At 59.2% G+C, this 23,030-nt stretch carries 23 protein-coding genes and 1 tRNA gene; 13 read left to right on the forward strand and 11 right to left on the reverse strand.

Annotation, left to right across the window (positions count from 1 at the left end; translation table 11 throughout):
- The first annotated feature begins 100 nt into the window (after nt 1–100).
- Together CFBP5499_RS07385 and sthA are read left to right on the forward strand one after the other, a co-directional pair.
- Nucleotides 101–634, forward strand: coding sequence for a DUF1003 domain-containing protein (locus CFBP5499_RS07385; RefSeq protein ID WP_080825009.1), 534 nt, complete (start codon nt 101–103; stop codon nt 632–634).
- 751 nt (nt 635–1,385) lie between these two features.
- Entirely contained in the window at nt 1,386–2,789 is a 1,404-nt protein-coding gene (gene sthA / locus CFBP5499_RS07395) for a Si-specific NAD(P)(+) transhydrogenase (RefSeq protein WP_080827312.1), read from the forward strand.
- Nucleotides 2,790–2,988: 199 nt separating this feature from the next.
- Here sthA and CFBP5499_RS07400 read toward each other — a convergent pair whose 3' ends face one another.
- On the reverse strand, nt 2,989–3,636 hold the full coding sequence (locus CFBP5499_RS07400; protein WP_080825007.1) for a hypothetical protein: 648 nt from the start codon (nt 3,634–3,636) through the stop codon (nt 2,989–2,991).
- A 650-nt stretch (nt 3,637–4,286) separates the two neighbouring features.
- Here CFBP5499_RS07400 and CFBP5499_RS07405 point away from each other — a divergent pair.
- Nucleotides 4,287–5,066 (forward strand): carbon-nitrogen hydrolase family protein, encoded by a 780-nt coding sequence (locus CFBP5499_RS07405; protein ID WP_371506704.1) that lies wholly within the window; start codon nt 4,287–4,289, stop codon nt 5,064–5,066.
- Between the two features lie 139 nt (nt 5,067–5,205).
- Here the strand turns inward: CFBP5499_RS07405 and tig are convergent, their stop codons facing one another.
- Together tig and CFBP5499_RS07415 are read right to left on the reverse strand one after the other, a co-directional pair.
- Complete coding sequence (gene tig, locus CFBP5499_RS07410) at nt 5,206–6,684, reverse strand: trigger factor (RefSeq protein ID WP_080825004.1); 1,479 nt, start codon at nt 6,682–6,684, stop codon at nt 5,206–5,208.
- A 239-nt stretch (nt 6,685–6,923) separates the two neighbouring features.
- Nucleotides 6,924–7,006 (reverse strand) — tRNA-Leu (locus CFBP5499_RS07415).
- A 602-nt stretch (nt 7,007–7,608) separates the two neighbouring features.
- Between CFBP5499_RS07415 and CFBP5499_RS29975 the strand changes: the two genes are divergently transcribed.
- From CFBP5499_RS29975 to CFBP5499_RS07460, 8 genes are all read left to right on the forward strand, one after another.
- Nucleotides 7,609–7,755 carry a DUF1127 domain-containing protein gene (locus tag CFBP5499_RS29975; RefSeq protein ID WP_173987005.1) on the forward strand — a complete coding sequence of 49 codons (147 nt, stop codon included), beginning with the start codon at nt 7,609–7,611 and terminating at the stop codon, nt 7,753–7,755.
- Between the two features lie 461 nt (nt 7,756–8,216).
- Nucleotides 8,217–8,360 (forward strand): DUF1127 domain-containing protein, encoded by a 144-nt coding sequence (locus CFBP5499_RS07430; RefSeq protein ID WP_003515516.1) that lies wholly within the window; start codon nt 8,217–8,219, stop codon nt 8,358–8,360.
- 482 nt (nt 8,361–8,842) lie between these two features.
- Nucleotides 8,843–10,312, forward strand: coding sequence for a methylenetetrahydrofolate--tRNA-(uracil(54)-C(5))-methyltransferase (FADH(2)-oxidizing) TrmFO (gene trmFO / locus CFBP5499_RS07435; RefSeq protein WP_173987006.1), 1,470 nt, complete (start codon nt 8,843–8,845; stop codon nt 10,310–10,312).
- Nucleotides 10,313–10,461: 149 nt separating this feature from the next.
- The gene (locus CFBP5499_RS07440; protein WP_080825002.1) at nt 10,462–11,589 is read left to right on the forward strand and encodes an S-(hydroxymethyl)glutathione dehydrogenase/class III alcohol dehydrogenase; all 1,128 of its coding nucleotides are present in this window, start codon (nt 10,462–10,464) and stop codon (nt 11,587–11,589) included.
- A 299-nt stretch (nt 11,590–11,888) separates the two neighbouring features.
- The gene (locus CFBP5499_RS07445; RefSeq protein ID WP_175416770.1) at nt 11,889–12,638 is read left to right on the forward strand and encodes a hypothetical protein; all 750 of its coding nucleotides are present in this window, start codon (nt 11,889–11,891) and stop codon (nt 12,636–12,638) included.
- Between the two features lie 96 nt (nt 12,639–12,734).
- The gene (locus tag CFBP5499_RS07450) at nt 12,735–12,998 is read left to right on the forward strand and encodes an acyl carrier protein (protein ID WP_080825000.1); all 264 of its coding nucleotides are present in this window, start codon (nt 12,735–12,737) and stop codon (nt 12,996–12,998) included.
- Nucleotides 12,995–14,527 carry an AMP-binding protein gene (locus tag CFBP5499_RS07455; protein WP_080824999.1) on the forward strand — a complete coding sequence of 511 codons (1,533 nt, stop codon included), beginning with the start codon at nt 12,995–12,997 and terminating at the stop codon, nt 14,525–14,527. Before CFBP5499_RS07450 ends, CFBP5499_RS07455 begins: the two co-directional genes overlap by 4 nt.
- Nucleotides 14,511–15,788 (forward strand): type III PLP-dependent enzyme, encoded by a 1,278-nt coding sequence (locus CFBP5499_RS07460; protein WP_175416649.1) that lies wholly within the window; start codon nt 14,511–14,513, stop codon nt 15,786–15,788. Before CFBP5499_RS07455 ends, CFBP5499_RS07460 begins: the two co-directional genes overlap by 17 nt.
- 34 nt (nt 15,789–15,822) lie before the next feature.
- Here the strand turns inward: CFBP5499_RS07460 and CFBP5499_RS07465 are convergent, their stop codons facing one another.
- The 8 genes from CFBP5499_RS07465 to coaD all read right to left on the reverse strand — a co-directional run bounded on the left by CFBP5499_RS07465 (nt 15,823) and on the right by coaD (nt 22,012).
- The gene (locus tag CFBP5499_RS07465; RefSeq protein WP_233284184.1) at nt 15,823–16,173 is read right to left on the reverse strand and encodes a hypothetical protein; all 351 of its coding nucleotides are present in this window, start codon (nt 16,171–16,173) and stop codon (nt 15,823–15,825) included.
- Between the two features lie 71 nt (nt 16,174–16,244).
- Nucleotides 16,245–16,499 (reverse strand): hypothetical protein, encoded by a 255-nt coding sequence (locus CFBP5499_RS07470; protein WP_080827309.1) that lies wholly within the window; start codon nt 16,497–16,499, stop codon nt 16,245–16,247.
- A gap of 78 nt (nt 16,500–16,577) precedes the next feature.
- Nucleotides 16,578–17,750 (reverse strand): aminodeoxychorismate synthase component I, encoded by a 1,173-nt coding sequence (locus CFBP5499_RS07475; protein WP_080824997.1) that lies wholly within the window; start codon nt 17,748–17,750, stop codon nt 16,578–16,580.
- Nucleotides 17,751–17,918: 168 nt separating this feature from the next.
- Entirely contained in the window at nt 17,919–19,049 is a 1,131-nt protein-coding gene (gene tgt / locus CFBP5499_RS07480; protein WP_045024749.1) for a tRNA guanosine(34) transglycosylase Tgt, read from the reverse strand.
- The gene (queA, locus tag CFBP5499_RS07485; RefSeq protein ID WP_080824996.1) at nt 19,049–20,131 is read right to left on the reverse strand and encodes a tRNA preQ1(34) S-adenosylmethionine ribosyltransferase-isomerase QueA; all 1,083 of its coding nucleotides are present in this window, start codon (nt 20,129–20,131) and stop codon (nt 19,049–19,051) included. Before queA ends, tgt begins: the two co-directional genes overlap by 1 nt.
- A gap of 241 nt (nt 20,132–20,372) precedes the next feature.
- The gene (locus tag CFBP5499_RS07490; protein WP_080824995.1) at nt 20,373–20,882 is read right to left on the reverse strand and encodes a peptidylprolyl isomerase; all 510 of its coding nucleotides are present in this window, start codon (nt 20,880–20,882) and stop codon (nt 20,373–20,375) included.
- A 36-nt stretch (nt 20,883–20,918) separates the two neighbouring features.
- Entirely contained in the window at nt 20,919–21,488 is a 570-nt protein-coding gene (locus tag CFBP5499_RS07495; RefSeq protein WP_080824994.1) for a peptidylprolyl isomerase, read from the reverse strand.
- A gap of 29 nt (nt 21,489–21,517) precedes the next feature.
- Nucleotides 21,518–22,012, reverse strand: coding sequence for a pantetheine-phosphate adenylyltransferase (gene coaD, locus CFBP5499_RS07500; RefSeq protein WP_080824993.1), 495 nt, complete (start codon nt 22,010–22,012; stop codon nt 21,518–21,520).
- Nucleotides 22,013–22,449: 437 nt separating this feature from the next.
- Between coaD and CFBP5499_RS07510 the strand changes: the two genes are divergently transcribed.
- On the forward strand, nt 22,450–22,629 hold the full coding sequence (locus CFBP5499_RS07510) for a hypothetical protein (protein ID WP_003503030.1): 180 nt from the start codon (nt 22,450–22,452) through the stop codon (nt 22,627–22,629).
- 41 nt (nt 22,630–22,670) lie between these two features.
- On the forward strand, nt 22,671–22,805 hold the full coding sequence (locus CFBP5499_RS30780) for a hypothetical protein (protein ID WP_256387174.1): 135 nt from the start codon (nt 22,671–22,673) through the stop codon (nt 22,803–22,805).
- Nucleotides 22,806–23,030: the final 225 nt, after the last annotated feature.

Genomic DNA, 23,030 nt, shown 5'->3' on the forward strand with positions numbered 1-23,030 from the left:
CGCCTGAACCGCATGGTGGTGGAAATCGTTTGAATTCCGCCACCATGCGGGTTTATCTCGAGAAAACGCACAGGCACCCCATCAGAACCGGAGACACACCGTGTCAGATATCTCCGACTATATCGTTTCGCACTTCAAGCGCTCCTCCCGTGAAATCGGCGAGGTGGAACGGCGCATCCTGGAACTGTCGCACCAGAAGAAGCTGGTTTCGAGCGACATCAACGCGGAATTTTCCGCCGGCGCCAGTTTAGGTGACAGGCTGGCGGATAATATCGCCAAGGTCGGCGGTTCCTGGGGGTTCATTCTCAGCTTCTGCTTTTTCCTGATCTTTTGGGCCATCATCAACACCATCGTGCTGACCACCCGCGCCTTCGACCCCTATCCCTTCATCTTCCTCAACCTGCTTCTCTCCATGTTGGCCGCCATCCAGGCGCCGATCATCATGATGTCGCAGAACCGCCAGGCCGCCCGCGACCGTTTCGAGGCCACCAAGGATTATGAGGTGAACCTGAAAGCCGAGCTTGAGGTTCTGTCACTGCATGAAAAGATCGATGTGAAGGTGCTGGCGGAACTGGCGGCGCTGCGGCAGGACATCGCCGCACTCCACCGCCATGTCACGCGGAAAGACGACTGACGTGAAAAAACTTCTTCCCCGCTTTTCCCCACTCCGCGCCGCACTGTTAGAGTGAACGCAGTCCTGCCGGGTGGACGCCAGACGTGGCGGAAACCGAAGGACGGTCCTGGTGGTGGAACGCTGGCAACGTTCGTGGAAAGGACCATTTCGCAAGGCCGCCGTGCACGGCGCTTGCGGAATACGGCATGGTGAAAGACCCGGCTGCGCAACGCATCCGATCCACACCAACCTCACATGAAGCGCAGCCGGGGATCGCCCGGTGCTCTCCATCCATATCCCGCACGGCAGCGCTGTGCGGGATGAAGCTGTTGGGTGTTTAGGGGTTTTCAGGAAGTGAAGGTGCGTGTGGCTTACCCCCCTCTGCCCTGCCGGGCATCTCCCCCACAGGTGGGGAGATCGATACGCCGCAAGGTCTCGCCCATCTCAAAGCTTGAGAATGAAGTGACGATAGCGCCGCTTGCCGATCTCCCTCCTTGTGGGGGAGATGCCCGGCAGGGCAGAGGGGGGTAAGCCCCGCGCACCTTCGCTCCCATGTGAATCGAACAACCCCGCCGAACATCCACCCCCAGTTACGAATCCGTCAGATTCTTACGCTACAGATTGACGCAGGCGTTTGTTGCATTGCACTCTAGCGGGCAAGGCTGAAGGGGAATCACTCCCCGTCGTCAAAATGGCATCACGACCATTTCGCAGCGACGCCATGCCGGATGCGACATCCGGTATCGAAATGCATTCTGTTCCGGGGTTTTTCATGCACCAGTTCGATCTGATTGTTGTCGGCAGCGGTCCGGCGGGAAGACGGGCCGCCATTCAGGCTGCCAAGCTCGAAAAGAGGGTTCTGGTCATCGAGAAAGGCAGCCGCGTCGGCGGCGTTTCCGTGCACACCGGCACCATCCCATCCAAGACCCTGCGCGAAACCGCGCTCAACCTCACCGGCTGGCGCGAGCGTGGTTTTTACGGCCGCGCCTATCGCGTCAAGCAGGAGATCGACGCGGACGATTTGCGCCGCCGTCTGCTCATCACGCTGGATCATGAAGTGGAAGTGCTGGAGCACCAGTTCGCCCGCAACCGCGTGCAGCACATTCGCGGCACGGCAAGCTTCGTTGACGCCAACACCATGAAGGTGGTGAAAAGCGACGGTGAAATCATGACCGTCACCGCCACCTCCATCCTGCTGACCATCGGCACCCGGCCCTACCGGCCGCCGCATATTCCCTTCGATGGCCAGGCGGTGCTCGATTCGGACGAGATTCTCGAAATCAAGGAACTGCCGCGCTCCATGGTCGTCGTTGGCGCCGGCGTCATCGGCATCGAATATGCGACGATCTTCAGCGCGCTGGACACGCAGGTAACGGTGGTGGAACCGCGCGAGACCATGCTCGAATTCATCGACAAGGAAATCGTCGAGGATTTCACCTATCAGCTGCGCGACCGCAACATGAAGCTGATCTTCGGCCAGAAGGCGGAAAAGGTGGAGCGCGACGAGAGCGGCAAATGCCTCGTTTCGCTCAGCAATGGCCGGGTCCTGAAAGCCGAAACCGTACTCTTCGCCGCCGGCCGAGTCGGCGCCACCGATACGCTCAACCTTTCCGCCTGTGGGCTGGAGGCCGATAGCCGTGGCCGCCTGAAGGTCGATCCCGAGACTTTCCAGACCTCGGTGCCGAACATCTATGCCGCCGGCGATATCATCGGTTTCCCGAGCCTTGCCTCCACGTCAATGGAACAGGGCCGCATCGCCGCCCGCCATGCCGTTGGCGCACCGGCCGGCGAACCGCCGCAATTTTTCCCCTACGGCATCTATGCCGTGCCGGAAATTTCCACCTGCGGCCTGACGGAAGAGGAAGTCATCGAGCGCGGCATTCCCTATGAATGCGGCATCGCCCATTTCCGCGAAACCTCGCGCGGCCACATCATGGGCCTCGACAGCGGCTTGCTGAAGATGATCTTCTCGCTGAAAACCCGCCGCCTGCTCGGCGTCCACATCGTCGGCGAAGGCGCCACCGAACTGGTGCATATCGGTCAGGCGGTGTTGAACCTCAAGGGCACGGTAGAATATTTCGTGGAGAATACGTTCAACTATCCCACACTTGCGGAAGCTTACAAGATCGCCGGACTTGATGCGTGGAACCGCATGGGTGAGATCAAGAAGGATTGAGGCTTTGTTGCGGGTAGAGAGACATCTGCGGTGTGCGGACACCTCTCCTGCCGTCATGCTCGGGCCTGTCCCGAGCATCTGCAACGTTTCGCTGTATGCGACGTGATTAGATTCTTGGGACAAGCCCAAGAATGACGCCGCGTATGGAACGAGGATGCCCATCACCTCGCATTCCGTCGACGATAGGTGACGCCTACCCTCACCACCTGATATTATACCGCGCACTCACGCCAGGCCGAAAATGATCCGCATAACCCTGATCAAGCGTGCCCCGCACCGTCAGGTGATCGCCCAGTTTTTGCTCCACTGCCACACCGCTGCTGAACTCGTTGAAGCTGTTGCGGCTCGCCCCCGTCAGCACGAAGGCGGTGCCGGTTTCGGAGCGCGACAGGCGCAGTGACTGCGACACATCAAGCCCGTTCCACTGCTGCGCCGTGCCGTCATAACGCACGGTGAAATTACGGTTCGCCTCGATATCCAGTTCCGGCGTGACGATACGCTTCTGCTGCGAGGTCATGGAAACGCTGCTCGACCCCGTCAGCGCGTTGAACATGACGCCGACGTCCCGCGCGAGCGAAACACCGGGCAGCTGCTCGGCCAGCAGCGTGACATTGCCCCACACCCGCACCGGCGTATCGACCACCTGCCCCGCCTTCGAAGCATTCATGCCCATTTCCAGCCCGGCGCGGATTGGCGTATCGACTGGCAGCTTCGCGCCGATGCGCGCTGTATAGGAGCGGTCGGAGTTCTTGACCGGTTTCCAGATCAACCCGGCCTCATCAGCATGGGCTGCACCCGCAGCGGTGAAGAGCGATAATAAAAGGGCAAAACCCGTTCGGAGCGACATAATTGTCCCCTGGCAAATTAAGGGCGCGCCGGGAGAACCCGGCAGGCACGGTAAAAGCTTAAGGCCAATGGTTTGGCAGCGATGAGGCCACATCAAAGCGGCGCACGATGCCCGAACGGCCGCGTTCCGCGACCAGGGCAAATCATGCTGCGCAGGGTGCCAGATGAACGGGAGATGAACAAGAGCAGATGCAGCAAAAAATCATGCTGCACTGCATTGTGATCGGGAAGCTCCAGGTGGCCGGGGACCCCGGCCGCTTGACGAATCGGCGGTTTCCAACCGATATTTGTCACCGCGTAGCCTGCGCTTAACCTCCACGACCTTCCCCAGCAGGGTCTTCAACGGAGGCAAAGGGACTATAGTCTCGGGCAACTGTCTTGGGTCCGATCGTTTCGGGCGAGTTGCTGGGGAACTGCGTCCGAGACCTGAAAGGCCTGACAATGACGCAAAATGGCAATCTAAAACGCCGCGTAAGAGCTCGCGCCGCCAAAACCGGCGAATCTTATACAGCTGCTCTCCAGCATATTCGTGGAATACCGGACGCTCCTTTGAGCAACTCAATACGGATAGCGGTCGCGCAGACATCCTTGTTCAACGATCCTCGTGACGTCTCTGCCCTAAAGACCTGCGGACAGGAAATGCGCCGTCTTATGGGCGAGGCTCATAAAGCTGGCGCTCGCATCATACATTTCCCCGAAGGCTCAACATGCTGGCCTCATAAACGGATCATGTCAGAGAATGGCCCGCGGGAAATCGGCCCTTCCGACTGGACACGCTTTGAATGGGAAACTCTGCGCGAAGAGCTGGAGGCGACGAGAAAACTGGCGCTCAAGCTGAAACTTTGGACGATTCTCGGGTCCGTCCATCAGCTTACGCCACCTCATAGGCCGTATAACAGCCTGTATGTCGTCTCCGATCGCGGGAAGCTTGTAACGCGTTACGACGAGCGCCTGCTGTCGAACACCAAAATCTCGTTCATGTATTCGCCGGGAAGTGTACCGGTGACGTTTGAAATTGATGGCGTCCGTTTCGGTTGCGCGCTTGGTATGGAAGCGCACTACCCGGAAATATTCATGGAATACGAGAAACTGAACGTCGATTGCGTGCTGTTTTCCACCGCAGGCGATGGCCCGTCCAATGCCCCCGCATTTGCCGCCGAGATATTGGGGCATGCCGTGAGCAACACCTATTGGGCCAGCTATTCCACCCTGGCGGCTCAGAGCACAGCTGCTCCCTCGGGAATAGCCGCACCGGATGGCCGATGGGCAGCGCAATGCCCGATGAATGGTTTACCAGCTATCGCCATAGCAGACATTACCATCGATCGTGAAAACCCCGCGCGACCATGGCGGCGAAAAGCCCGTGGCGATCTTTATGCGCCTCATCAGGTGAATAATGATCCCAGAAGCGATAGCCGGGAGCGATTTTAACAGTCGAGATCGGCCAGCGGCGCTGTTTGGCTCCGCTGGCCACCACGCAAAGCGGAACAGACGGCATCGCCCAGACGAAACAAAAAGGCCGCAGCTTTCGCCACGGCCCTTCCATTCAATCAGCTTGCACTGAAGAAGATTATTCGGCGTCGGCCTCAGTGGCCTTCTTCTTGGCCGGAGCCTTCTTCTTCGGAGCGGCTTCTTCGCCTTCAGCGGCGTCGTCAGCCTTGGCAGCAGCCTTTTTCTTGGCAGGTGCCTTCTTCTTGGTTTCGGTTGCTTCTTCGCCGTCGTCAGCCAGAAGCTCTTCCTTGGAAACGGTTTTGTCCGTTACCGAGATTTCGGTGAGCAGCTTGTCGATGACCTTCTCTTCAAAGATCGGGGCGCGCAGCGAAGCGGAAGCGCCTGGCGTGTTGCGGAAGAAATCGAGGATTTCCTTCTGCTGGCCCGGGAACTGCTGCAGCTGCTGGAACAGCGCACGCTGCATTTCTTCTTCGGTCACTTCAACACCGGCCTTTTCGCCGATTTCGGAGAGAACGAGGCCGAGACGGACGCGGCGTTCAGCCAGCTTGCGATATTCTTCGCGGGCTTCTTCTTCGGTCGTGTCTTCGTCAGCGAAGGTCTTGCCCGACTGTGCGAGATCGGTGTTGATCTGGCGCCAGATGTTGTCGAACTCGGCGTCAACCAGGCCAGCCGGCGTGTCGAACTTGTACATCTCGTCCAGCTGGTCGAGAATCTGACGCTTGACCTTCTGGCGGGTGACGTTGCCGAACTGGCTTTCGATCTGGCCCTTGACGATTTCCTTCAGCTTTTCAGCCGATTCAAGACCGAGCTTTTCAGCCAGTTCATCGTTGATTTCGACAGCAGCGGCGGCAGCAACTTCCTTGACGGTGACGTCGAAGGTGGCGTCCTTGCCGGCAAGGTTCGCAGCCGGGTAGTCGGCCGGGAAGGTCACGGTGATGGTCTTTTCGTCGCCGGCCTTGACGCCAACGAGCTGGTCTTCGAAGCCGGGGATGAAGCGGCCCGAACCGAGAACCAGTTCGGCATCGTCAGCAGCACCGCCGTCGAAGGCAACGCCGTCAACCTTGCCGAGATAGTTCATGGTGACGCGGTCGCCATCAGCGGCCTTGCCCTTCTTGGTCTCGTAGGTACGGGCGCTTTCAGCGATCTTGAGGATCTGCTCGTTGATTTCGTCTTCGGAGACTTCAACAACTTCGCGGGTAACCTTGATACCGTCATTGGCCTTCAGTTCGATGGCCGGAATGATTTCGTAGGCAACGGTGAATTCGAAATCGGATTCGGCCGACAGGATCTTTTCGGCTTCCTGCTCGTCTTCGGTCATGGAGATGGCCGGCTGGGTAGCAGACTTTTCGCCACGGCTGGAAAGGATTTCGGTCGGCTTTTCACGAACCAGCTCGTTGACGAGGTCAGCCATGATGGACTTGCCGTACATCTTCTTCAGATGGCCCATCGGCACCTTGCCGGGACGGAAACCGTTGATGCGAACCTTGTCCTTGGCGTCAACCAGGCGCTCATCCAGACGGGCCTTCATGTCGGCAGCCGGGATAACGATTTTGAGTTCGCGCTTCAGCCCTTCAGCGAGCGTTTCGATAACCTGCATTTTCCTAACCTTCACATCATGGCGGCGGTGCTCAGACAGCCGTTGGTTTACTTTCGAGCACTGCGCCGGAAACGTTGTTCCCCGGCCGTGGCTTCCCTTATTTCTTTACACAAGCGCCTGCCGGACACCATTTCGCCTGCACCGGAGAAAAAGACCAAGGGGAGAAATGAACCCCGAAGCTCCCTGCATCTTATAAAGATGCACTCTGGCGCAAGCGTGGCACAGCCATGCTTTGCTTGTGGTGCGGGTAGAGAGACTCGAACTCCCACGCCGAAGCGTTGGTACCTAAAACCAATGCGTCTACCAATTCCGCCATACCCGCACGTTGGGCGGCGGTATGTCACAATGTTCTGAAAGGGTCAAGCACGCCGTTCCCATGCCTTTCGTTTCCTCCGGACTTTTATTGACCACGTCGCGCTCACGAAAGGCGGGCGGCCCGCCAGCGCCCCTTGCCAATGGTGCAGAACGGAAATGAACGGTCAATCAAACAGGCGTCATTCCGAACCGGAAAACTGTCCGCACCTCCACCCTCGTGGGCAATATTTACGCGGCTATGCTGACATTATATATAGCACCGCTTGCGGCTGGCATTACTGAAGGGTCACCGGCCGTAAAATCCGCAACCCAGCCCTCCCCCCTTGCCCCCTACCCCGCACCGGCCTTGCCGCGCATTCTTCGGCATCACAGAACCCTCCGCAGCCACCAAAAGCTCATAAATTGGTCACAAATTATGCACGAATCGCCGTAATCGCGTCGATTTACCGGCTTGCCTTGCATTTCATGCATAGGTGACATCTTGCTTTGTCTGTTTTTGTTTTGATTAAACCGATTATATTCATGGTCATACAGAGATCAGTTCAGCCCCGGACCAAAGCCTCCCAAGACTGGCCGCAGAGACTGAACAGCACGAAGAGGAAGATGAAAATGAACATTGCACGCTCGCTGACCAACTGGCGCAAGTATCGTCAGACCGTAACCGAACTCGGCCGCATGAGCGACCGCGAACTGAATGACCTCGGCATTGGCCGTCAGGACATCCGCCGCGTCGCCAAGACCGCCGTCGGCATCTAATACGCGCCGCCGCTCATTGCGGCGGATGCGAAGACGACCTCCCCAAAAAGGCCTGAGGCTCCCGCCTCTGGCCTTTTTTCGTTTGGGCGATCTGAAAACCGAGAACGCAGCTTCTTGCATCTTTCAGGGCATGACGCGTGAAAACGCATCGGTCAAAGCAGCGCCCATACCGTACTCAGCAGGCATTCTGGCCGCCTCCGCCTGCCCGAACTACCGGCCAAAGTCTCCAAAAACCGCATAATCTGGCAAAAGCGCCTGAAACGCAGGCATTTCCGCTCATATTTTGCCCACATGATACTCAAAGCCGTAAAATTAGCCGACATAGTGCACAAATGCATGGCAGTAGCCTAAAATCTGCACTGCACAACATGGCTTAATGTCTATATATAAAGCCTCAACAGCCGAGAGCACAGAAACACTGAGCCGGCCGACGAAATCAAAGAAAGATTGAGGAAACGATCATGAACCCTATCCGCATCGCAAAGAACTGGATCTCCTACCGCCGCACGATCAACGAACTCGGCAGCCTGTCCAACCAGGCCCTGAGCGACATCGGCCTGACCCGTTACGACATCCGTAACGTTGCTTCCCGTTCGTTCCGCTAAGGCGTAAAAGATCGTCCCGCTGCCCGACCTCCAGGGCGCGACGATCGAGCGACAGGTATTAAGAAAACGGCGCCTCTGGCGCCGTTTTTGATTCTGGGGGGTCGGCTTGAGTTCGACCTTCAACATCGCCCAGCATTGAGAATCACGAGGAAGGCCGCAGCATCGCGGCATATTTCTTCTCCCCGTCGGGGAGAAGGTGGCCCAAAGGGTCGGATGAGGGGGCAATGTTGCCGAATACCTCTACCCTCGCCCCCTCATCCCGCTGCCGCGGACTTCTCCCCGGCGGGGAGAAGAAGCAGGCGGCACCCGCTCGCTTCACCACGCCCCGCATCTCTTCCTCGCCCACCACACCCGCAAAAACATTTGGCTGCCCCGGCCATGCATGCTAGTGCATCCCGCAACAATGCCGCGTCCTCAAGGGCCGCGCGGAACACTCACTCGAATGACAGCCGCCGGACGGGAGCTTTGCCCCGCGGAGGCCCATGGACGCCAGTATGCAAGACAAGACCCATTCTCCCATTCACGTCGTGGGCGGCGGACTGGCCGGTTCGGAGGCCGCATGGCAGATTGCTCAGAGCGGCGTACCCGTCATCCTGCATGAAATGCGCGGGGTGCGCGGCACGGATGCGCATAAGGGCGATACGCTGGCGGAACTGGTTTGCTCCAACTCCTTCCGTTCCGACGATGCGACGGCCAATGCGGTCGGTGTCATCCATGCCGAAATGCGACTTGCCGGCTCGTTGATCATGTCCTGCGCCGACAGGCATCAGGTGCCGGCGGGCGGCGCGCTCGCCGTCGATCGGGATGGTTTTTCCGAGGCTGTGACAAAAGAGCTTGAAAATCACCCACTGGTGACAATTATCCGCGAGGAAGTTTCCGGCCTGCCGCCGAAGGAATGGGGCAGCACCATCATCGCCACCGGCCCGCTCACCTCGCCGGATCTGGCGGCAGCGGTTCAGGCGCAGACCGGCGAAGACGCGCTGGCCTTTTTCGACGCCATTGCCCCCATCGTGCACCGCGACAGCATCAACATGGATATCTGTTGGTATCAGTCGCGTTACGACAAGGTCGGCCCCGGCGGCACGGGCAAGGATTACATCAATTGCCCGATGGATGAGGAACAGTACAACGCCTTCATCGACGCACTGATCGCCGGTGACACGGTGGGTTTCAAGGAATGGGAAGGCACGCCGTATTTCGACGGCTGCCTGCCGATCGAGATCATGGCCGAGCGCGGCCGCCAGACGCTGCGCCACGGCCCGATGAAGCCGATGGGGCTAACCAACGCCCATAACCCCACCGTCAAGGCCTATGCCGTTGTCCAGCTGCGCCAGGACAATGCGCTCGGCACGCTCTACAACATGGTCGGTTTCCAGACCAAGTTGAAATATGGCGTGCAGGCGGATGTGTTCCGCATGATTCCCGGTCTGGAAAATGCGGAATTCGCGCGATTGGGCGGCCTGCACCGCAACACCTATATCGATTCCCCCATGCTGCTCGATCCCTCGCTGAAGCTGAAATCGCGGCCCGACCTGCGTTTCGCCGGGCAGATCACCGGCTGCGAAGGTTATGTGGAAAGCGCCTCCGTCGGGCTTCTCGCCGGCCGCTTCGCCGCCGCCGAACGGAAGGGCGAGGCCCCGAGCCTGCCGCCCGCCACCACGGCGCTCGGTTCGCTTCTGAACCACATCACCGGCGGCCACCTTTCTTCTGATGATGAGCCGGGCAAGCGTTCCTTCCAGCCGATGAACATCAATTTCGGCCTGTTCCCGGAACTGGAGCCGGGCTCCATCGTCAAGCCGGAAGGCGTGAAACGTTTTCGCGGCAAGGACAAGACGATCATGAAGCGCCAGCTCGTCGCAGCACGGGCGCTGAAGGATTGCGCGGCGTGGCTTGGCGTGGAACACGTCGCAACGGAAGTCGCAACAGAACAAGAGAGCGACGCAACGCCTTAGGCCCTGCCCGCATCTATCAGCCAAAATAAAAGGGCGTGTGTTCGCACACGCCCTTTTCCATTCCGGGTCACCGGATTTTGCCTTGCCCGGCCAGCCGCGCTCGGGCAAAACCTTTTTACTTGCACATTAAAAGACTAAGGAGATCGAATATGGACGTCCGCGCCGCCGTTGCCATTCAGGCAGGAAAACCGCTTGAGGTCATGACCGTTCAGCTTGAAGGTCCCCGCGCCGGCGAAGTGCTGATCGAAGTCAAGGCCACCGGCATCTGCCACACCGACGATTTCACCCTCTCCGGCGCTGATCCGGAAGGCCTGTTTCCGGCCATCCTCGGCCATGAAGGTGCGGGCATCGTCGTTGATGTCGGCCCGGGCGTCACCTCGGTCAAGAAGGGTGACCATGTCATTCCGCTTTACACGCCGGAATGCCGCGAATGCTACTCCTGCACCTCGCGCAAGACCAATCTCTGCACCTCCATCCGCGCCACACAGGGCCAGGGCGTGATGCCCGACGGCACCTCGCGCTTCTCAATCGGCAAGGACAAGATCCACCACTATATGGGCTGCTCGACCTTCTCGAACTACACCGTCCTGCCGGAGATCGCGCTTGCCAAGATCAACCCGGACGCGCCCTTCGACAAGGTCTGCTACATCGGCTGCGGCGTGACGACCGGTATCGGCGCCGTCATCAACACCGCCAAGGTGGAGATTGGCGCGACCGCAATCGTCTTCGGTCTCGGCGGCATCGGTCTCAACGTGCTGCAGGGCCTGCGCCTTGCCGGTGCCGACATGATCATCGGCGTCGATATCAACAATGATCGCAAGGCCTGGGGCGAAAAATTCGGCATGACCCACTTCGTCAACCCGAAGGAAGTCGGCGACGACATCGTGCCCTATCTCGTCAACATGACGAAACGCAATGGCGATCTGATCGGCGGTGCGGACTATACGTTCGATTGCACCGGCAATACCAAAGTCATGCGCCAGGCGCTGGAAGCCTCGCATCGCGGCTGGGGCAAATCGGTCATCATCGGCGTTGCCGGCGCTGGCCAGGAAATCTCCACGCGTCCGTTCCAGCTGGTCACCGGCCGCAACTGGATGGGCACCGCCTTCGGCGGCGCGCGCGGCCGCACGGACGTGCCGAAAATCGTCGACTGGTACATGGAAGGCAAAATCCAGATCGACCCGATGATCACCCACACCATGCCGCTCGAAGACATCAACAAGGGCTTCGAGCTGATGCACAAGGGCGAAAGCATCCGCGGCGTCGTGGTCTATTGATCGGTTAACGACATCAATCGGTTGGCACCAGGGGCAGACGCGTGCCGCGCGTCTGCCGTTCCTGCAAATGCAAACGGCCTTGCGCCCTGCATCCGCAGCGATTAACGTGACGGTAAATCTATCGTCGTAAGCCGATATTGCGCGGTGGGGTTGAAAAATCTCTCCCGGTCCAAAACGATGCCGACAGCGGAGAGCGACCTCTGAAAACCGTACCGATCGACAACGGGAACCGCGTTGCCGCCGTTGCCCTTTTGACGAAAGGTTTCCCCGAAAAGGGCGAGGCCTTCTGGTCGCGCGGATTGTCGCTCATAAACGACCATCATGAACGGCAGAACCTCGGCGCGATCGGACAATTGCTGATGAAGGGCGAGGACGCTGCCGGCGTTCTTCTGACGATCCGGAACCGCCTTCCCGACACCGACAGGATCGCCGTCAACCTGTCGAGTTGGTATGTCGAGCCTTCCTGCCGGTGGTTTGCACCGCGCATGCTGCAAATGGCGACATCCTCCGACGAAGACATCTTCACCGATTTCACCCCGTCCGCCGAAGCCTGCAAGCTGAACGAGAGGCTGGGGTTTTCAACGGTGACCGACTGCACGCTTTTTTACCCCCTGCCGCTAAGGGCGCTCGGCCGCACCTCGGCGCGGCTGCGCCCGCTGGCTGACGTGCCGCCCGGCGCGCTGCCTGCCGCAACCCGCGAAATGCTGGAGGACCATGCGCATCTCGGCTGCGTCGTGGCGGTCATGCAGGCGGATGGCCGGCATCATCCGCTGGTGTTCTTAAAAACAACGACCAAAAGACTGCCCTCCGCACGCCTCATCTATTGCGAGGACCGGCGCGTCGCGCAAAGGCACATAACCGCGATCGCCCGACATCTTCTTGGCCGTGGCCGGCTTGCCCTGACCATGGCAGCACTTGGCGAGGAGCGAAATGCCGTCGGGTTCGCCGTGCATAAATCCGCGCCAATACAAGTAAAAGGCGCATGGAACCCACGTTTTATTAACGAAACATACTCAGAATTGGTGTTATTGCCACCCAGGGTACTTTAGTGAACTCTATCCGGCACGATAGAATCATAACCTCTACGAATAAGTGCCGGTTCGGACGGAGCTTATGGGAAACACGCGGGAAATCGGAGAGCAACCATGCTTGCAGCGAAAATGAATGAAATCAACGTTGCGGACACCATTTATTCCTATCTTGCCAAGCGTTTTCCCGCCTACGCCCCCTTCTCCGCCGATACGCAGCTGCTCGAAGGCGGCGTGATCGATTCGCTCGGCTTTCTCGAGCTGATGATCTTTCTCGGCGAAGATTTCGGCATCATTCTCAACGATGAGCATTTCACCCCCGAAAATCTCGGCACGCCTGCCGACCTGATCGCCTTCGTCACGCAGGAACGGAGGCGATGACACCACACGTCCTGCTGCACCACCTGCTCACCGCAAGGGCGCAAAGCAACGATGAGGCGCTGGTCTATAAAGAAAAATCGCTGAGCTATCACGATTTCGCCGAAGCGGCCACGCGTTGCGCGGCGGCATTGCAGCAAGCTGGAGCAGAGCGCGGCGACCGCATCGTCATCTTCCTGCCACGCGGCCTTGAGGAATGCTGGGCGATCTTCGGCGTGAGCATGGCGTCCTGCGTCTTCGTGCCGGTCAACACGCTTCTGAAGGCGCAGCAGATCCGCCATATCGTCAGGGATTGCGGCGCGAAAATCGTCATCAGCAGTGCCGCGATGGCGGATGAGCTGAATGCAGCGCTGGAAGACCTCGCCGAAGTCACCGTGCTGCTGGCGGAAGATATCGACAGCCGCCCGGCGGAGCCTGCCAAAACCTCCACGGCGATTGGCGAAGACCTTGCGGCAATCCTCTATACATCCGGCTCCACCGGCTCGCCCAAGGGCGTGATGCTGTCGCACCGCAATCTTCTGGCCGGCGCGCGCATCGTGCGCACCTATCTTGATATTACCGGCAAAGACCGCATTCTCTCGCTTTTGCCCTTCAGCTTCGATTACGGCCTGAACCAACTGCTGACGGCGGTGGAACAGGGGGCGGCAACCATCATCTCCACGTTCCGGCTGGGCGACGATATCGTCAGGGATTTACGCGATCATGCCATTACCGGGCTTGCCGGCGTTCCGACCGTCTGGGCGATCCTGACGCGGGCGGCCCCATCGCTCGCCAGGACACCGCTGCCCAATCTGCGCTACGTCACCAATTCCGGCGGCCGCGTGCCGCAGGAAACGGTGAAGGCCTTACGCGAAAAGCTGCCGGACACGAAAATCTACCTGATGTATGGCCTGACCGAAGCCTTCCGTTCGACTTTCCTGCCGCCTGATGAAATCGACCGCCGCCCGACCTCCATCGGCAAGGCCATCCCGGAATGCGAAATCTTCATCGTCACCGCCGAGGGACAAAGGGCAAAGCCGGGCGAACCCGGCATTCTCGTCCATCGCGGCCCGACCGTTTCCCTCGGTTACTGGAACCGGCCGGAAGACACCGCCAAAGTGCTGCGCCCTCACCCATTCATTCCGGCATCACGCGGCGGCGAGACCGTGTGTTATTCCGGCGATCTGGCGGTGGAGGACGAGGATGGATTCTTCAGCTTCGTTGCCCGCAACGATGCGATGATCAAATCATCCGGCTATCGCATCAGCCCGACCGAGGTGGAGGAAAGCCTGATGTCGACGGGGCTTTTCCGTGAGGTGGCCGTCATCGGCCTGCCGGACCCCTTTGCCGGCGAAAAGGTGCATGCGGTGGCAACGGCCGCCAATGAGAATATCGATGTTTCGGCAGCGCTGAAGAAGGCCGCCGAAATGCTCGCTCCCTTCATGATCCCGCGCGCCATCGAACTGGTCGAGCAGCTGCCGATCACCGCCAATGGCAAGGTGGATTACCGCGCGCTGGTGCGCGAACGGACGGACAATGGCGCCCACGGATAAACCCCAGAGCCACGGCCCGGCCCTTGCGGCCGCGCAATTTACGGTCAACGAAAACGATCTTGTCATCGGCGGCCTTGCAGTGCGCGAGATCGTTACCGAGACCGGAACGCCGTGCTTCCTTTATGATGCCAGCGCCATGCGCCGCGCCTGCCGCGATCTCAGACAGGCGCTCGGCGGCTTTGCCGATATCTATTATTCGGTAAAGGCCAATCCCCTGCCCGCCATCATCTCGCTTTTCCGGCAAGAGGGCACCGGTGCGGAAATCGCTTCCGTCGGTGAATATCGCGCTGCCGTGAAGGCAGGCGTGCCACCGGAAAAAATCATCTTCGCCGGCCCCGGCAAACGCAAGGTCGAGTTGCTGGAGGTGATAGAGGGCGGCATCGGCGAAATCCACATCGAGAGCGCCGAGGAAATCGCCCGCATCGAAACAATCGGCAAGCCGGTCAAGGCCTCGATCCGCATCAATCCGGTGCCGGATGCCCAGGCGGGCGCCATGCGCATGGGCGGCAAGGCCACGGCCTTCGGTTTCGACGAGGAAGAGCTGGAAAACGTCCTGCCGCTGTTTAAGGACATCAGGCATATCGATCTCGTCGGCGTCCATATTTACGGCGGCACGCAGATCCTCGATGCCGACATGCTTGTCTCGCAATGGAGACACGCCATTTCCCTTGCCGCGCGCATGGCCGAAATGCTCGGCAAACCGCTTGAAACCATCGATCTCGGCGGCGGCCTCGGCATCCCCTATTTCACAGGGGAAACGCCGCTCGATCTTGCGAAGGTGGCAGCCGCCATTCCCGATCTCAACGCCTTGATGTTGGCGCATCCGCTGATCGCCGATGCCCATATCATCGTCGAACCCGGCCGCTTCCTCGCCGGCGCCGGCGGCCTCTATGTGGCGGAAGTCAATTCCGTAAAGACCTCACGCGGCACCACCTTCGTGGTGACGGATGGGGGCATGCACCATCACCTTGCAGCCTCCGGCAATCTCGGCCAGATCGTCAAACGCAATTACCCCATCGTCGCACCGGCCATGATGCAGGCGGCGCATGACGAGACGGCAACCATCGTCGGCCCGCTCTGCACTCCGCTCGACACGCTGGCCCGCAATGCGGTGCTGCCGAAACTGAAGGCCGGCGATCTCGTCGCTTTCCTGCAATCCGGAGCCTATGGCGCAAGCGCCAGCCCCGTGGGCTTTCTCAGCCACCCGGCGGCGAAGGAAGTGCTGGTAGAGGATGGGGCGTTTGAGGTGATCGCGCGCTGAGGGCACGCGACGACTTGTTTTCCATGACTGCCACTCAGCGCTTTGCCTGAGCCACGCGCCCTTTCTTCATCGTATCAAGAAGTTTGCCTTTGATCTGCTCGAAGAACTCTTGGGGGATCATGCCGTAGTCATATCGGCTGGGATCCGAGGGAAGCGTCCTCAAGTGAATGCCGGGCCATTCGAATCGATTGACCTCGCTCACCCGGACCCAATTGGCCTCATCATCCAGCCCCAGTTGAAGACGGAGTTCAGCCGGAATTTCGATAGATGTGTCTTCCTCGCCCAGATCGGGCGGAGAGTGCGTGATGGGTACAACGATCGTGTCATTGGACCTGGAGTGATATACAATGATGGCACAAGGCCTGTCCCTGTGCCCGACAGTCATGCCTTCGCTTTTTTCCTTATACCACAGATAGTTATATCGAACTATGAGGCCCGGAACCGGCGCGGGATAACTCACTCGGATGCTTTGCCGTATTCGGCGTTCATGATCGACGCCATCGTGTCCTCATCCATCTCGTTCACTTTGATGACTTCACGTTCGCGTCTCTGCATTTTCCGATAATGATCGAGTTCCGTGGCGGAAAGGAAGGCGCCAATCGTACGATTATGGGCAGTGACTTCAATCACGCCTGCCGACTGCACCTGTTCCCGGAACGTCGTAAATTTACGCGCGAACTCGGTCGCTGGAACTCTTATCGTTTGCACCATAACCGCAGTCTCCTTTTTACGCAAAATACGCATTTTACGTATTTTTTCAAGCGCAGAGATTTTTACGATCGCATGATTTTATGCAGACCCGGGTATTTGCCGCAACAACCTGTCACCCACGGCGAATTTCGACTTCAGCAGGCATTCGTCATATTCGGCCTCAGCCACGGAATCGAACACGATGCCGCCGCCGACACTAAACACCGCGCGGCCGTCATCGAACAGCGTCATCGTGCGGATCGCCACCGAAAAGCGCATCTCACCATTAGGAGACATGAAGCCGATCGCACCGCAATAGGCGTTTCGCGACGACGCTTCCAGTTCGCGCAGGATTTTCATTGCCCACATTTTTGGTGCACCAGTGACCGAGCCGCAGGGAAACAGCGCCGCGAAGATGTCCTCCACGGTCACTTCGGGCAGAAGCTTCGCCCGGACGTGGCTGACCATCTGATGCACGGTCGGATAGGTCTCGATATCGAACAGGCGCGGCACATCGAGACTGCCGACTTCGGTGATGCGGGAAATGTCGTTGCGCAGCAGATCGACGATCATGCGGTTTTCGGCGAGCGTCTTTTCGTCCGCAAGCATCGCCGCGATAATCGCCCGGTCCTCTTCCGCATCCGCCCCGCGCGGTGTCGTTCCCTTCATCGGGTGGGTTTCGATGAAACCCTCGCCATCGACCGAGAAAAACAGTTCCGGCGACCGTGACAGGATGACCGGGCCGCCGAGATCGACCAGCGCGCCGTATTTCACCGGCTGCCGTTCGATCAGTGACCAGAACGCCGTCAGTGGATCACCGTTCCAGCGGGCATGCACCGGCATGGTCAGATTGCCCTGGTAGCAATCACCCCGGCGCAGATGGTCGTGCAATTGCTCGAAGCGTTGTTTGTATTCGGGAAGCGTCCATGCCGCTACCGGATCGACAAGAAACGCGTCCGCATCCGGCACCGCGTCAGGCCGCGCAAAGCGACCCTCATCCGGCTGCGGGCCGGAGAAGACGCCGAAATTCAGAAACGGCACATTGCGGGGCTCAGCGGCAAAAGGCGCAAGTTTCGGCTCGAACAGGAAACCGGCTTCGTAGGACATATAGCCGGCGAGATATTTTCCCGCACGCCGCAGTTCTTCCATGCGCTCCAGCGCGGCAAAAAACGCCTGCGGCTCATCCGCGACGATGATCTCTTCCGGCTCGGTGAAGGCTGTCACCGCGCCGGTCGTATCATCCCGGAAAAGAACGTAAGGCGCATGTGCCAAGGAAAAAATCCGTAGAAGGTGAATTAGGATTTCAGGGTGGCGAAGACCTCTCCGTCGTCATCCTCGGGCCTGTCCCGAGGATCTGCCGCCCGTTGATTTTAGCCACCTCGGCAGATCCTCGGCACAAGGCCGAGGATGACGTCGAGTGTGGAGAAACTCCGCGACCCACTAAACCGGGTCTATGTCGCCCCGCGCCCACATCTCTATGGTTTCCGCATAAAAATCGGCGAAACGGCCTTCCTCGATCGACTTGCGGATACCCTGCATCAGCTCCTGATAATAGGCAAGATTGTGCCAGGAGAGCAGCATGCCGCCCAGCGCTTCGTTGGAACGCGTGAGATGATGCAGATAGGCGCGGGAATAATCGCGCGAGGCCGGGCAGTTGGATTGTTCGTCCAGCGGGCGCATATCTTCGGCATGCCGCGCATTGCGGATGTTGACGCGGCCACGACGGGTGAAGGCAAGCCCATGGCGGCCAGAGCGCGTTGGCATCACGCAGTCGAACATGTCGATACCGCGCGCCACCGATTTCAGGATATCGTCAGGCGTGCCGACGCCCATCAGGTAACGCGGCTTTTCGGTGGGCAACACCGGCAGGGTGATATCGAGCATGCCGAGCATCACATCCTGCGGCTCGCCCACGGCAAGGCCGCCGACCGCATAACCCTTGAGATCAAGCTGCTTCAGCCCTTCGGCGGAACGGATGCGCAGATCCGGCTGGTCGCCGCCCTGCACGATGCCGAACATGGCCTTGCCGGGCTGCTCGCCGAAGGCGACGCGGCAGCGTTCCGCCCAGCGCAGCGACATTTCCATGGCGCGCTCGATTTCCTTGCGCTCGGCCGGCAGCGCAATGCATTCGTCGAGCTGCATCTGGATATCCGAATCGAGCATGCCCTGGATTTCGATCGAGCGTTCCGGCGACATATGGTGCAGCGAACCGTCCACATGGCTCTTGAAGGTCACGCCCTTTTCGTCGAGCTTGCGCAGGCCGGAAAGCGACATCACCTGGAAGCCGCCGCTGTCGGTGAGGATCGGGTGCGGCCAGCGGATCAGCTCATGCAGACCGCCAAGACGCGCAACACGCTCAGGACCCGGCCGCAGCATCAGGTGATAGGTATTGCCGAGAATGATATCGGCGCCCAGTTCCCGCACCTGATCGAGATACATGGCCTTGACGGTGCCAACAGTGCCAACCGGCATGAAGGCGGGCGTGCGGATGACGCCCCGCGGCATGGCGACTTCGCCGAGGCGCGCGCCACCGCTCGTGGCTTTCAGGGTGAAGGTGAATTTGTCGTGCATCAGTTTTTCCGGAACAACAGGCTGGAATCGCCATAGGAATAGAAGCGGTATCCGGTTTCGATGGCGTGCTTATAAGCGTCACGCATCGTTTCGAGACCGCAGAAAGCCGAAACCAGCATGAACAGCGTCGATTTCGGCAGGTGGAAATTGGTCATGAGCATATCGACCGCGCGGAAACGATATCCGGGCGTGATGAAGATGCCGGTCGCATCGGACCACGGATGGATAGTGCCATCTTCGGCGGCAGCGCTTTCGATCAGGCGCAGCGAGGTCGTGCCGACGCAGATAATGCGCCCGCCGCGCGCCTTAACCGCATTCAGCCGGTCAGCAGTTTCCTGCGAAACATGGCCGATCTCGAAATGCATCTTGTGATCGTCGGTATCGTCGGACTTCACCGGAAGGAAGGTGCCTGCCCCAACGTGAAGGGTGACGAAATGCCGCTCGATGCCGGCCTTGTCGAGCGCCGCAAACAGGTCAGGCGTAAAATGCAGCCCGGCAGTCGGCGCGGCAACGGCGCCCTTCTCGCGGGCATAAATGGTCTGGTAGTCCGTCTGGTCCTGCGCATCTTCCGGCCGCTTGGCGGCAATGTAAGGCGGCAGCGGGATATGGCCGACGGAGGCGATCGCCTCATCCAGCACCGGGCCGGAAACGTCGAACAGCAGCGTAATCTCGCCATCCTCGCCCTTTTCCTCGACGGTCGCCTCCAGATGGGCAAGACCGCAGGCATTGTCGCGCTCGTAGCCGAAACGGATACGGTCGCCTTGCTTGATGCGCTTGCCGGGGCGGGCAAAGGCTTTCCAGCGGGACTGGTCGGCGCGCATGTGCAGCGTGGCGGAAACCGCCGTCTCCGGCGCACCCTCGCGCAGGCGCACGCCTTCCAGCTGGGCGGGAATGACGCGGGTGTCGTTGAAAACAAGCGCATCGCCGGGCCTCAGGAAGGACGGCAGGTCGAAGACGCGATGGTCCTCCATGCGATTTTCATTCGGATCGACCACCAGCAGGCGCGCACTATCGCGCGGGTTCGCCGGGCGAAGGGCGATATTCTCCTCGGGCAGATCGAAATCGAACAGGTCTACACGCATTGCAAGGGCTCTCGAAAATATCAAAACCCGCCCTGCATTGCGTGGGGCGGGTGGAAGGTGGTGACAAGACTTCCTCTAGCGAGGCGTCATCCTCGGGCTTGTCCCGAGGATCTAACGATCCACAACGTCAACGTGGTTAGATCCTCGGGACAAGCCCGAGGATGACGACGGAGAGGTTCGAACACTTCTCACATTCGAACCGCCCCGCAGTCGCCTGCGGAGCGGTGTGATGCAATATTTCTCAAGCCGCAGAAGCAAGCTTGATGGAAACGATCGAATCGGGATCCTTCACCGGCTCGCCGCGCTTGATCTTGTCGATGGCTTCCATGCCCTCGATGACCTGGCCCCAGACGGTGTACTGCTTGTTGAGCCACGGGGAATCCGTGAAGCAGATGAAGAACTGCGAGTTGGCGGAGTTCGGGCTCTGCGAACGGGCCATGGAGCAGGTGCCGCGAACGTGCGGGATGGCGGAGAATTCTGCCTTCAGGTCTTCCTTTTCGGAGCCGCCCATGCCGGCGCGGGCCGGGTTGAAGCTTTCCGAACCCTTCTTGCCGAACTTCACGTCGCCCGTCTGGGCCATGAAGTCTTCGATGACGCGGTGGAACACGACGCCATCATAAGCGCCTTCCGATACCAGTTCCTTGATGCGGGCAACGTGGCCCGGCGCAACTTCCGGAAGCAGCTGGATCACGACCTTGCCGGTCGTCGTTTCCATGATGATGGTGTTTTCCGGATCCTTGATCTCGGCCATGGTTATTCTCCTCTGTTCGGGCTCTATTGCCCTACCTTACTTCTTGCCGACGGTGACCTTGATCATCCGGTCGGGGTTGGAAACTTCGCCGTTGCCGCCGGCGCCGCGCTTGATCTTGTCGACGGCTTCCATGCCGGACACGACCTTGCCGACCACGGTGTACTGGCCGTTCAGGAACGGACCGTCGGCAAACATGATGAAGAACTGCGAATTGGCGGAATTCGGATCGCTGGAACGGGCCATGCCAACCACGCCGCGCGTGAATGGCGTCTTGGAGAATTCGGCGGGAATATCCGGAAGGTCGGAACCGCCGGTGCCCGCGCGCTGGGCGTTGAAGCTCTTTTCCATGTTGCCATACTGCACGTCGCCGGTCTGGGCCATGAAGCCGTCGATGACGCGGTGGAAGGCGACATTGTCATAGGCGCCCTTCTTGGCCAGCGCCTCGATCTGCGCCACGTGCTTGGGCGCAACCTCAGGCATCAGCTCGATGACAACAGGGCCGTCCTTCAGCTGCACGGTGAGGATTTCGGCGGCCGAAGCAAAGGTGCTGGCGGCAAGCGCACCGGCAAACAGGGCGCCGGCAAAGGCAAATCGAACGAGTTTCATCGGATTGGCTCCAGAATGTAAGGCTGAAGTCAGCGCTTCAGCTTGGCGTTGAGGGCTTCAAGCACGGCTTTCGGCACGAAGGCTTCGACATTGCCGCCCATGGCGGCGATCTGCCGGACCAATGTGGCTGTAATGGGTCGCGATGAGGTGCCGGCGGGCAGGAACACGGTCTGAATATCAGGCGCCATCTGGCGGTTCATGCCGGCCATCTGCATTTCATAATCGAGATCGGTGCCATCGCGAAGGCCGCGCAGCAAAAGATGCGCACCATGCTGGCGGGCAGCATCCACGACCAGATTGTCGAAGGAGACGACCTCCATGCGCGCCGCCTCGGTGGGCAGCTGCTCGGCAAGCGCCTGCTTTATCAGTGCCGCCCGCTCCTCGAAGCTGAACAGCGGAGCCTTGCCGGGATGAATGCCGACGGCAACGATGACTTTCGACGCCACGTTCAGCGCCTGGATAAGTACATCCAGATGTCCGTTGGTCATCGGATCGAATGATCCTGGATAAAAGGCAATCGTCATATCGCTCTCAGGTGGTGGGCGCGCTTCGATGCTGGGTATCATGTGCCCGCCTTTTGTCATGGAGAGCCACGTCGCGCAAGACTTTATAACCGCGCGCCACAACCGGAAGGGTGGCGTGAACCGCGCATGAACGGGCCGTTCAGTGCGGTTTCAGAGCTATTTTGTTTAAATGCACAACATCGGGAAACCGAAACGCCCCTCACCCGTTAAGCCTCCGGAGAATTGAAAATGCTGGCCTTCATGATCGTCGTTTCGGTCATCTCGTCATTCGCAGCCGAGTATTTTTTCCTCGATTGACGGCTTTAGCCAGTTTCCTGAACGCCAGATGAACGAGCCATTCAAGGAAGTTTCACCGGGGCGATGCTAATCGATTTTTACGGTTAACGCGGAACATGTCGAGACATGGTGCGTTAATAAAAAACCAAAGGAACAGACAGATGTTTGTAAGAGAAAAACAGTCTACTTCGGCGAAAATCAGCGTCATCAGCACCGCCTGGACAGTACTGGTTATCGCAATGGTAGCAACGACGTTTAGCCTTTATGAGCAAAAGCCTGAAACCCAGGGACCGGACTACCCGCAGCTGACCGCCCGTTACCAGTATATGAATTATTACTGAGTAACGGGGAGAATTTCCTCGAAACGACCGGAGACGATATCATGTTCACATTTCTGACGATGCTTCTGGCCCTGATCAGCGTAATGTTCGTGACATCAATGATCTCCGTCGTCGCAGAGATGCGGCGTGAGGATGAGGAATTCAAGGCGATGATCCGGCGCGACCGCGCTTTCTAAGCGCGGAAGACCGGGTTCAGGCCGTTTTAAGATGATTCTTCGCAGCCGCCTGGACCCTCCGGGCGGTTTTGTTTTGCCGTCTCACAGGGCAATGCGGAGAAGATGACGGCGGAAAAACCGCCCTTCAATCACACAAGCGTTTTCAAAACCCCGTTTTTCCAAGGCAAATTCCCTTCAATTTCCCTTTGGATTGATTTAAGGAACGCCGATACGTTACGGGCCGGA

Origin of the sequence: Agrobacterium tumefaciens (assembly GCF_005221325.1) — a bacterium.
In the GTDB taxonomy this organism is placed as follows: Bacteria; Pseudomonadota; Alphaproteobacteria; order Rhizobiales; family Rhizobiaceae; genus Agrobacterium.

Excerpts from the sequence above, each read along its gene's own strand:
- queA (WP_080824996.1), bottom strand. The coding sequence starts at position 20,131 with ATGCGTGTAGACCTGTTCGATTTCGATCTGCCCGAGGAGAATATCGCC.
- tig (WP_080825004.1), bottom strand. The coding sequence starts at position 6,684 with ATGCAGGTTATCGAAACGCTCGCTGAAGGGCTGAAGCGCGAACTCAAA.
- CFBP5499_RS30780 (WP_256387174.1), top strand. The coding sequence starts at position 22,671 with ATGTTCACATTTCTGACGATGCTTCTGGCCCTGATCAGCGTAATGTTC.
- CFBP5499_RS07450 (WP_080825000.1), top strand. The coding sequence starts at position 12,735 with ATGCTTGCAGCGAAAATGAATGAAATCAACGTTGCGGACACCATTTAT.
- CFBP5499_RS07460 (WP_175416649.1), top strand. The coding sequence starts at position 14,511 with ATGGCGCCCACGGATAAACCCCAGAGCCACGGCCCGGCCCTTGCGGCC.
- tgt (WP_045024749.1), bottom strand. The coding sequence starts at position 19,049 with ATGCACGACAAATTCACCTTCACCCTGAAAGCCACGAGCGGTGGCGCG.
- CFBP5499_RS07490 (WP_080824995.1), bottom strand. The coding sequence starts at position 20,882 with ATGGCCGAGATCAAGGATCCGGAAAACACCATCATCATGGAAACGACG.
- CFBP5499_RS07400 (WP_080825007.1), bottom strand. The coding sequence starts at position 3,636 with ATGTCGCTCCGAACGGGTTTTGCCCTTTTATTATCGCTCTTCACCGCT.
- CFBP5499_RS07455 (WP_080824999.1), top strand. The coding sequence starts at position 12,995 with ATGACACCACACGTCCTGCTGCACCACCTGCTCACCGCAAGGGCGCAA.
- trmFO (WP_173987006.1), top strand. The coding sequence starts at position 8,843 with ATGGACGCCAGTATGCAAGACAAGACCCATTCTCCCATTCACGTCGTG.
- CFBP5499_RS07470 (WP_080827309.1), bottom strand. The coding sequence starts at position 16,499 with ATGGTGCAAACGATAAGAGTTCCAGCGACCGAGTTCGCGCGTAAATTT.
- CFBP5499_RS07440 (WP_080825002.1), top strand. The coding sequence starts at position 10,462 with ATGGACGTCCGCGCCGCCGTTGCCATTCAGGCAGGAAAACCGCTTGAG.
- CFBP5499_RS07510 (WP_003503030.1), top strand. The coding sequence starts at position 22,450 with ATGTTTGTAAGAGAAAAACAGTCTACTTCGGCGAAAATCAGCGTCATC.
- CFBP5499_RS07495 (WP_080824994.1), bottom strand. The coding sequence starts at position 21,488 with ATGAAACTCGTTCGATTTGCCTTTGCCGGCGCCCTGTTTGCCGGTGCG.
- CFBP5499_RS29975 (WP_173987005.1), top strand. The coding sequence starts at position 7,609 with ATGAACATTGCACGCTCGCTGACCAACTGGCGCAAGTATCGTCAGACC.
- coaD (WP_080824993.1), bottom strand. The coding sequence starts at position 22,012 with ATGACGATTGCCTTTTATCCAGGATCATTCGATCCGATGACCAACGGA.
- CFBP5499_RS07405 (WP_371506704.1), top strand. The coding sequence starts at position 4,287 with ATGGGCGAGGCTCATAAAGCTGGCGCTCGCATCATACATTTCCCCGAA.
- CFBP5499_RS07430 (WP_003515516.1), top strand. The coding sequence starts at position 8,217 with ATGAACCCTATCCGCATCGCAAAGAACTGGATCTCCTACCGCCGCACG.
- CFBP5499_RS07465 (WP_233284184.1), bottom strand. The coding sequence starts at position 16,173 with ATGACTGTCGGGCACAGGGACAGGCCTTGTGCCATCATTGTATATCAC.
- sthA (WP_080827312.1), top strand. The coding sequence starts at position 1,386 with ATGCACCAGTTCGATCTGATTGTTGTCGGCAGCGGTCCGGCGGGAAGA.